This window comes from Pseudomonas sp. 2FG, from assembly GCF_005502935.1.
In the GTDB taxonomy this organism is placed as follows: domain Bacteria; phylum Pseudomonadota; class Gammaproteobacteria; order Pseudomonadales; family Pseudomonadaceae; genus Aquipseudomonas.
On sequence record NZ_SCMP01000033.1, the window covers coordinates 1 to 9761 of the forward strand.

The 9761-nt window shown below is 58.8% G+C and carries 9 protein-coding genes; all 9 read left to right on the top strand.

Annotation, left to right across the window (positions count from 1 at the left end):
• A partial coding sequence (locus tag FFS13_RS19550) for an FAD-dependent oxidoreductase (protein ID WP_137820721.1) occupies positions 1 to 1312 on the top strand: 1312 nt, incomplete at its 5' end.
• Between the two features lie 13 nt (positions 1313 to 1325).
• On the top strand, positions 1326 to 2126 hold the full coding sequence (locus FFS13_RS19555) for a carbon-nitrogen hydrolase family protein (protein ID WP_137820722.1): 801 nt from the start codon (positions 1326 to 1328) through the stop codon (positions 2124 to 2126).
• Positions 2127 to 2870: 744 nt separating this feature from the next.
• Complete coding sequence (locus FFS13_RS19565; RefSeq protein ID WP_137820724.1) at positions 2871 to 3566, top strand: class I SAM-dependent methyltransferase; 696 nt, start codon at positions 2871 to 2873, stop codon at positions 3564 to 3566.
• 194 nt (positions 3567 to 3760) lie between these two features.
• Positions 3761 to 5104, top strand: coding sequence for a UDP-glucose/GDP-mannose dehydrogenase family protein (locus tag FFS13_RS19570; protein WP_137820730.1), 1344 nt, complete (start codon positions 3761 to 3763; stop codon positions 5102 to 5104).
• A complete protein-coding gene (locus tag FFS13_RS19575) occupies positions 5101 to 6102 on the top strand; it encodes an NAD-dependent epimerase (protein WP_137820725.1) in 1002 nt (333 codons plus the stop codon). The genes FFS13_RS19570 and FFS13_RS19575 overlap by 4 nt, the downstream gene beginning before the upstream one ends.
• Before the next feature lie 83 nt (positions 6103 to 6185).
• A complete protein-coding gene (locus FFS13_RS19580; RefSeq protein WP_137820726.1) occupies positions 6186 to 6926 on the top strand; it encodes a glycosyltransferase family 2 protein in 741 nt (246 codons plus the stop codon).
• A gap of 1 nt (position 6927) precedes the next feature.
• Positions 6928 to 7215 (top strand): lipid-A-disaccharide synthase N-terminal domain-containing protein, encoded by a 288-nt coding sequence (locus tag FFS13_RS19585; RefSeq protein ID WP_137820727.1) that lies wholly within the window; start codon positions 6928 to 6930, stop codon positions 7213 to 7215.
• Between the two features lie 3 nt (positions 7216 to 7218).
• Entirely contained in the window at positions 7219 to 8742 is a 1524-nt protein-coding gene (locus FFS13_RS19590; RefSeq protein ID WP_137820728.1) for a glycosyltransferase family 39 protein, read from the top strand.
• Positions 8743 to 8970: 228 nt separating this feature from the next.
• Complete coding sequence (locus tag FFS13_RS19595; RefSeq protein ID WP_137820729.1) at positions 8971 to 9663, top strand: SdiA-regulated domain-containing protein; 693 nt, start codon at positions 8971 to 8973, stop codon at positions 9661 to 9663.
• The last annotated feature ends 98 nt before the right edge of the window (positions 9664 to 9761 follow it).

The following is a 9761-nucleotide window of genomic DNA, read 5'->3' on the forward strand; positions in this document are numbered from 1 at the left end:
CCCCAACCCGCTGACCCCGGCCTCCGGCAGCACCGTCATCGACCTCGAAGGCAAGACCTACTACGCGCAGCAGCTCGCAGACCTGCCGGCGCTGTTCCAGGAAGTCGCCGATGCCTGGGCCGACGCGCTGGAGGACGGCGCGCGCTTCGGCGAGATCCAGCAGGCGATCCGCGACCGCGACGTGGCCCGCCTCAAGGAGCTGTGGAACACCCTGGTGCCGCTCTGGGACGACCGCACCTTCTACGACTTCGTCGCCAGCTCCAAGGCCTTCGCCAAACTGTCCTTCCACCACCGCGAGGTGTTCGGCCAGGTCGGCTTCGGCACCGGTGGCTGGGACTCCGACTTCCCCAACTCGATGCTGGAAATCTTCCGCGTGGTGATGACCAACTGCGACGACCACCAGCACCTGATAGTCGGCGGCGTCGAGCAGGTGCCCCTGGGCATCTGGCGTCATGCGCCGGAACGCTGCGCCCACTGGCCGCAGGGCACCAGCCTCTCATCGCTGCACCACGGCGCCCCGCGCCCCGGGGTTAAGCGCATCGCCCGCGCCGCCGACGGCCGCCTCGCCGTCACCGACAACTGGGGCGACACCCGTCACTATGCGGCGGTGCTGACCACCTGCCAGAGCTGGCTGCTGACCACCCAGATCGAGTGTGAGGAATCGCTGTTCTCGCAGAAGATGTGGATGGCCCTGGACCGCACCCGCTATATGCAGTCCTCGAAGACCTTCGTGATGGTCGACCGGCCGTTCTGGAAGGACAAGGACCCGCAGACCGGGCGCGACACCATGAGCATGACCCTGACCGACCGCCTGACCCGCGGCACCTACCTGTTCGACAATGGCGACGACAAGCCGGGGGTGATCTGCCTGTCCTACTCCTGGATGAGCGATGCGCTGAAGATGCTGCCGCAGCCGATCGAGAAGCGCGTGAAGTTGGCCCTGGATGCGCTGAAGAAGATCTATCCGGACGTGGATATCGCCAGCCACATCATCGGCGACCCGATCACCGTGTCCTGGGAGGCCGACCCGCACTTCCTCGGCGCCTTCAAGGGTGCTCTGCCAGGCCATTACCGCTACAACCAGCGCATGTACGCGCACTTCATGCAGGACGACATGCCGGCCGAGCAACGCGGCATCTTCATCGCCGGCGACGACGTGTCCTGGACCCCGGCCTGGGTCGAAGGGGCGGTGCAGACCTCGCTGAATGCCGTCTGGGGCATCATGAAGCACTTCGGCGGCCAGTCTCATGCGGAGAACCCCGGCCCCGGGGACCTGTTCCCTGAGCTGGGTCCGATCGCGCTACCGGAATGAGCGGGAGAGTCCCATGCGCATAGCCCTGTATCAATGCCCGCCGCGGCCGCTGGACGTTCCCGGCAACCTCGAGCGCCTGCAACGGCTGGCTGCCGAGGCCGCGGCCCAGGGGGCAGACCTGCTGGTCTGCCCGGAGATGTTCCTCACCGGCTACAACATCGGTGCCGACGCGGTCAGCGCGCTCGCCGAGCCGCGCGACGGTCCCTCGGCCGCACGCGTGGCGGGTATCGCCCAGGCCGCGGGCATCGCCATTCTCTACGGTTACCCCGAGCGCGCCGGCGATGGCCGGATCTACAACGCCGTGCAACTGCTGGACGCGCAGGGGCAAAGCCTGTGCAACTACCGCAAGACGCACCTGTTCGGCACGCTCGACCACTCGATGTTCGCCGTGGCGGAGGGCGAGTTCCCGCTGGTCGAACTGAACGGCTGGCGGCTCGGCCTGCTGATCTGCTACGACCTGGAGTTCCCGGAGAATGTCCGCCGGCTGGCGTTGGCCGGGGCCGACCTGGTGCTGGTGCCGACGGCGAACATGGTGCCCTACGACTTCATTGCGCAGGTCACGGTGCGGGCCCGCGCCTTCGAGAACCAGTGCTACGTGGCCTACGCCAACTACTGCGGGAGCGAGGGCGAGATCCAGTACTGTGGCCTGAGCAGCATCGCCGCGCCGGACGGAGCCCGGATCGCCCAGGCCGGCCTCGACGAAGCGCTGATAATCGGCACGCTCGACCGCGACCTCATGCAGGCCTCGCGCGCCATCAACAGCTACTTCAAGGACCGCCGCCCCGAGCTCTACGACTCACTGAGCAGACGCTAGCCGAGCACGGCGCGAAGTCCTAGACTCGCGCCGCATCGGCCTGTGCTCCGTCAGCCAGGGCACGGCCCCTGGGCCCGGTGCGCCCGTTCGCCTTGTCGAACGGGCGCTCTCCGGCCTGAGCAGAAGTGGCGCCAGCAAGAGCAGATCGCCGTTTCGGCTGCCGAGCAGCCCCACCCTCATCCTTATCTGAACAGCACCGTTTCCGACGGGATCAGCCTCTATCCCAGAGCCCTCGCCCGCGACGCAGCCGAATTAGCAGGGCATCAGGCTTGCCGTTGGCCGTCAGCCAGCTCGACCGTATCGCGATGTTCGGGCACCAAGACCGGCCAGCCCAGTTCGACACCGATGCGCCGCCGCACGTCCGCCGCGAACGCCGTAGCGCAGTGCGGGTGATCACCTCCTACCCAGACAACTATCAAATTCTTGTGAAAAAATATCCGCAAAAGATGAAACACCTCGTTTGGCCAAGTTGCAGCAAGCGAGCTCCCGAGTCTCGCAGACTTAAAGTCAACAATTGACGCCGGGGAATTCTTTGCTATGTGTGCAGTGCAGATTTTGCTGGGCCACATCAAACTAGAAACCCCGTTCGACACCTTGTAACTGGGGTATCGGATCGACTGTTGCGTTTGAGGGGCGCCGCCTCTCAGCTAGGTTCAAAAAATCTGGTTTCACGTTTTTTTCACGATTTATTGACTGCCTATTGACATGCTGAGCAGTACTTTTCGGTCTTCACGAAGTGTGCGGATGCACCCATGCCAGGGATCGAAGAGTCCGACTCATCAAAAAAAAAATCTATACGCGCGAGCCGACGCATATGCTAATAAGCATCCGGGCGAGAGTTTGGCTCGACGGCTCTCATACTGGCGTTATAGGCAGATAGTTCGGCGCGCCCTAAAACAAGCAAGCGAGCCGAATCTGGTATTAGATCTCCCCTGCGGCCGGGGACGCTTATGGCCTCTTCTCGCCGAGCAAAGCAACCGCGTGATTTTGGCTGCTGACAAATCAAGCGACATGCTTGCCATGGCGCAAGCTACTCAGCCAGCACACGTCCTTGCCCGCATCAGAATATTCCAAACGTCAGTTTTCGATATCGATCTATCGGACAATTCCGTGGACTCGATTTTCTGCATGCACTTTCTTCACCGCTTCGGCGCTAGCGAGCATCGTTTGGCGATGCTCCGTGAGTTTCATCGAGTCGCACGGGACACTTTGATCGTTTCGCTTTGGGTGGATGGGAATTACGAGGCCTGGAGACGTAAGCGCCTGCCGAAGAAAGTCGCTGCAAGCGAGGGTCGCGACAAGCAGCAGAAGTGTTTTGTCACTCCCAAGACCACTATTGAATCCGAGTTTAAAGAGGTCGGCTTTCAGATCCTGGCCCATCAGAATTGCCTGCCAGGCTTGGCTATGTGGAGAGTTTATGTACTTCGCAAGGCGGATTGAAAAGAGCAAAAAGAGTGAGACGCGCTGACGGGAACATTCCGCTGTAACAAAAAATGGTGAGCATCGAGCGGCCGTGTTTCTAATGGACTGATGACTACAACAGGATGGGCCTGGAAGGTGATGAGCCTCAGGCTTTTGCAGCGGACCTAAAAAAGCATCGCGATGTGCTGCTTTTATTCGAGTACGAATCGTTTATGAAGATCACAGTTTTTGGTACCGGCTATGTCGGACTAACACAAGCGGCATGTCTCGCTGAAGTTGGCCACTTTGTCTGCTGTGTTGATAGCAATGAGCATAGGATTCGAGCGCTGAACGAGGGTGTGTCCCCTATTTATGAGCCGGGGTTGGAAGAGCTCCTCAAGAACAATCTGGCTTCGACAAGGCTGAGCTTCACCACGGATCCCAAAGCTGGCGTTCTTTTTGCAGATGTCATTTTCATTGCGGTTGGCACCCCCGCCGGTCCCGAAGGGAGTGCCGACCTCAGCAATGTTTTTTCTGTCGCGGAAACCATTGCCGAGTATGCAGACTGTTCCAAGCTTGTGATCAACAAATCAACCAGCCCTGTGGGTACAGCGGAGAAGATCAACGACAGGATCCTATCCTTAATACAGGCGAGAGAGCGGGAGTTCCGCATTGAGGTCGTCTCAAATCCTGAATTTCTAAAAGAAGGCTCGGCCGTGGATGACTGCATGCGCCCGGAGCGCATCGTCATCGGCACGGAGAATCCCAGCGTCATTGATCTACTTCGTGAGCTGTACAAGCCTTTCAGCCGTAATCACGAAAAAATGATCATCATGGACACTCGCAGCGCCGAGCTAACCAAGTACGCCGCCAACTGCATGCTGGCCACCAAGATTTCCTTCATCAACGAGATGGCGAACCTGGCCGAGCGTCTTGGCGCGGACATCGAGATGGTGCGTAAAGGCATCGGCTCGGATTCACGCATCGGCTATGACTTCATCTATCCCGGCTGCGGCTATGGCGGCTCCTGTTTCCCCAAGGACATTCAGGCACTGAGAAACTCTGCGGCAGAGGTGGGTTACGCGCCACAATTGCTGGAAGCGGTCGAGGCGGTGAACCGCAAACAGAAGAACAAGCTGTTCGAGAACATCAACAAGCACTACAACGCAGACATCAGCGGCAAGACCTTCGCCGTCTGGGGCCTGTCCTTCAAACCGAACACCGACGATATGCGCGAGGCGCCAAGCCGGGTACTGCTGGAGGCTTTGTGGCAAGCCGGTGCCAGGGTCCAGGCATTCGATCCGGAAGCCATGCAGGAGGCCCGCCGGATATATGGCGATAAAAGCGATCTGCTCCTGGCCGAGAGCAAGGAGGCGGCACTGGTCGGCGCCGATGCCCTGGTGATTCTCACGGAGTGGCGCAGCTTCCGTATTCCCGACTTCGACTTCATCAAGCAGAACCTCGGCGACAACGTGATCTTTGATGGTCGAAACATTTTCGAGCCGTCGAAACTGAAAGCGCTGGGCATCGCCTACTACGCCATTGGGCGGGCTGTCGTGGGGGTTGGTGAGGCATGAAGTGTTTGGTGACTGGTGCGGCTGGTTTTATCGGCTTTCACACGGCAAGGCGACTCTGCCTTGCCGGGCATGAAGTAGTCGGAATCGACAATCTGAATGAGTACTACAGTGTCGACCTCAAGCTGGCGCGCCTGAGCCAGCTTGAGGTCCATACGAATTTTAAATTCGAAAAGATCGATATCGCAGACAGAGAAAGTATTCAAATACTCTTCAAAGAACATAAGTTCGAGCGAGTGATTCACTTGGCAGCGCAAGCTGGAGTGAGGTACTCGTTGGAGAATCCCGAGGTCTATGCGGACTCCAACCTGACCGGCTTCTTGAATATTCTGGAAGGTTGCCGGCATAGCGCAGTAGCGCATCTGGTTTACGCCTCAAGCAGCTCGGTATATGGCATGAACGCCAAGCTGCCGTTTTCCACCTCCGATGCGGTCGATCACCCGGTGTCGCTGTACGCGGCCACCAAGCGCGCCAACGAACTGATGGCGCACACCTACTCCCACCTGTACGGGTTGCCAACCACGGGGTTGCGGTTCTTCACCGTCTACGGTCCCTGGGGGCGGCCGGACATGGCTCCCTTCAAATTCACCAAGTCGATACTGGGCGGACAGCCGATCGATATCTATAACAACGGCGAGATGTCCCGCGACTTCACCTATATCGATGACGTGGTGGAAGGGCTGGCCAGGATCCAAGACTGCCTGCCGCCAACCCATGAAGTCTCCATGGACGGCTCGCAAGGCGCACAAGTCGCCCCCGCAAAGATCTACAACCTGGGCCTGGGTTCGCCAGTCAGGTTGCTGGACTTCGTCAGTTGCATCGAGGCGGCGACAGGCATCGAGGCGATCAAGAACTTCATGCCCATGCAGCCCGGCGATGTGGTGCGAACCTGGGCCGATGTCAGCGAATTTTCCCAACGGGTGAACTTTCAGCCCAGCACCACCTTGAGTGTCGGCGTGAAGAATTTCGTCGAGTGGTATCGCGGCTTCTACGAAGTTTGATCCGTCCAGTCGCACGTGGCTAAGGCGCAATGAGCGGTTGCATTGCATTAAAACTATAAGACCAATCTGTCAGTGAACTAATAATGTCGACTAGTCCTTACCTCTCAGTACTGATCCCTGCAAAGAATGAAGCCGAGAATCTTCCCGGCCTGTTGCAAGAGATTCGCCAAGCCCTTTCCGACGAGTCGTTCGAAGTGATTGTCGTCGATGACGGCAGTACCGATAACAGCTCCGCGCAGCTGATAACCCTGAAACGGTCCGGTTTCTCGCAACTGCGGGTCCTCAGCCATGAGCGCTCGTTGGGGCAAAGCACCTCGCTCTACCATGCGGCTCGCGCGGCTCAGGGCAAATGGCTGGCGACGCTCGATGGTGATGGGCAGAACGACCCGGCGGACATCCCCGGCATGCTGGCGATCATTCGCGCCCCGGGATGCCCCGAGGACCTCAAGCTGATTGCCGGGCATCGGGTGAATCGGCGTGACACGGCGAGCAAGCGCTGGGCTTCGCGGTTTGCCAACAAACTGCGTAGCCGACTGCTCAAGGACGCGACGCCGGATACCGGTTGCGGTCTGAGGCTCATCGAGCGGGAGGCATTCCTGCGCCTGCCTTACTTCGATCACATGCACCGCTTCATTCCGGCGCTGATTCAACGCCACAAGGGCAGGATGCTGGTGCACCCGGTCAACCATCGCCCGCGGGGCGCGGGTGTGTCCAAGTACGGAAATATCGATCGCGCGCTGGTCGGCATTCTCGATCTGTTCGGAGTCTGGTGGCTGATCAGGCGCACACGCTTCGATGTACTTCCTCGCGAGCTAGAGAACTGATATGGGCAGGGAAACTCTATGGCTGGCCGTCGGTTTTGCCGGGCAACTGGTATTCACCGGCCGTTTCGCCCTGCAGTGGCTGTACAGCGAATACAAGAAACGCAGCGTGATTCCGGTCGGCTTCTGGTATCTGAGCATGGTCGGCAGTGCCTTGCTGCTGGCATACGCCATTTACCGTGAAGACCCGGTTTTCATCCTCGGGCAGTCTTTCGGTTTCATCGTTTACTTGCGCAATCTGCAATTGATCGCCCGGGTCAAAAAAAACCATCCGGAAGAAGAAAGGGGCTGATTCGTGCGGCTATCTATTTCCCCCCGGTTGGAGCTTTTCTGCCTGTTGCTGCTGACGGCGTTGCTGGTGGGGGCCGGGATTGGCCTGCGCCAGCCGGCCAACGTCGATGAAGAGCGGTTTCTCGGCGTCGCTTTGGAAATGCTGCAAAACGGCGACTGGTTCATCCCCCACCGCGCCGGCGAGATCTACCCGGACAAGCCGCCACTGTTCATGTGGATGGTCGCCTTGTTCACCAGTATCACCGGCTTGCCGAGGGTGGCGCTGTTTCTCCCCGCGCTGCTGGCGGGCCTGGTCGCCACGGCCTGTCTCTACGATCTAGGTACGCGCTTGTGGAGCCGCCGCATCGGCGTGATCGCCAGCCTGCTGTTCCTGGCGACCTACCAAACCTACAGCATACTAAGAGCGGGGCAGATCGATGGCTTTCTCTGCCTGTGGATCGTGCTTGGCCTATACGGGATGGTCCGGCATCTGCTGCTGGGTCCGGCCTGGGGCTGGTTCTACCTGGCCTGTGCCGCCATGGGCTTCGGCATCATCAGCAAGGGCGTCGGCTTCCTACCCATTCTGATGCTGATCCCTTACGCCTATGCCGCACGCAAGGGCTGGTCGGGCGTCGTGCGCATGCCTGGTCAGGGCCGTGCCTGGCTGCTCGGGCTGGTGGTGGCCTTGGCCGCGATTGCCGTTTGGCTGCTGCCTCTGGTTCTCACCGTAGTGCTCCACGGCGATGAGGCCAGTCGCGCCTATGTGAACGAGATTCTGTTGCGCCAGACGGCGCAACGCTATGCCAGCGCCTGGGCCCACCAAGAGCCATTCTGGTACTTCTTCGCCAAGGTCATCCCCAAGTATTGGCTGCCGCTGGTGCTGGCGTTGCCTTGGCTGATTCCAGCCTGGCGCCGGCAACTGCTCAAGCACGATGGCAGGGTCCTGGTACTGCTCGGCTGGGTGGTCCTCGTCCTGCTGTTTTTCACCCTCAGCAGCGGCAAACGCAAACTCTATATCTACCCGGCCCTCCCTGGCCTGGTGCTGGTGATTGCGCCACTGGTGCCATGGCTGTTACGCCGCTGGTTCGCCCAGCGCCCATTGGGCCGGAAGATCTTCACCGGACTGGCCGTATTCTGGTTCGTCGCCTGGTTCGCCCGCGGCTTCCTCGAGCCCATCAAGGAGGGGGCCAACCCCCACCAGTCACTGATGGCTGAAGCTGCGGCACTCACCCAGGGTTCCGACCTGGTTCTGACCAACTGGCGTGAAGGACATTGGCTGTTCGCCCGGCAACCCATAGTGCACTTCGGCATGGGTGCTCCAGGCCAGATCTATAAAGCCGTCGAGTGGCTCAAGGGCCATCCACAGGCCTCAGCTTTAATCCCGGCCGGCGAACTGGCGCGCTGCTTCAACCCGGAGAAGGCGCGGAAGATCGGCGATACCTCACGAGAGGAGTGGTTCCTGGTGGGGGCGGACGCCGATAACGGCCAATGTCATGACAGCACGGCATTCAAGTCCTATCGCTTCGCCTGGAAAACTTCGCCTTTTTGAAGAGCCCGTTTAACAGCCCTCTGTTCTATCCCTTCGCCTCGACGGGGCTTAAACGAGAGTTGGGAGGATCAGAGTCGCTGAGTTAATGACTGAGCTTCTGGTTTTGAAATCGGTGGTCAGGGCAGCAGAACACGCAGGGCTGATTCAGATATTCCCGGAAATACAACAAGCAGGTCAGCGCCTCCTTTCAACCTCGTAGATCTCTTTACTCTAAGATGGATTGTTCGCATGAATAGCCGAGTTGAACTTAACCCGCCGAGAACGAAACGCTTAAACAGCAAAACCAAGCTCTGGATTCTAGTTCTCTTAGCCGTAGCGATCGTCTCCGTTGTTGCCACAATTAAATTTCGCTGGCATGAACGTCTCTACTTCTATGTGGTTAGCACGCAGAATGCCCCCGCCTGGGTGGGCAAAAGCATCTGGCTGCCAGACTATAAAGTGTATCTCGATGAAAAACCCATACAGGGAATAGGGAATGATCTATCTGGTCTTACCTATGACTATGATAAGGGCCGTTTGCTGGCCATTACAAATGCAGGCCCCATGCAGATAGTGTCTCTGAGCAAGAGCGGGGAAGTCATCGACCAATACCCTCTTGTCGGATTCGAAGATACGGAGGGTATCGCGTACATGGGCAATGGACTCGTAGTAATAGTCGACGAGAGAATTCAACAGCTGTGTTTTCTCCGGTTGCCTGAAACACCAGGCCCCATCGACAAGAAGGATGCTAAGTTCATTTCTCTAGGCATCAATCTTGGCCCCTCCAACAAGGGCTTTGAAGGTATCACTTATGACACTGAAAATGATCGTCTCTTCGTAGCCAAAGAGCGCGGCCCGCGTCAGCTCTATGAAATCACAGGGGTACGCAAGAGTCTCGAAGGGAACTTGCAAATAAACATCCGTGATCTAACGAGACTGTAGAAAAACCCCAAAACCACTCCCGCCATCAAGGCTCACAGCACTTTTTTAAGAAGCTGGGAGCGCATGCGGCAGTGGGCGTTCTTTGGGGATATGTGAGT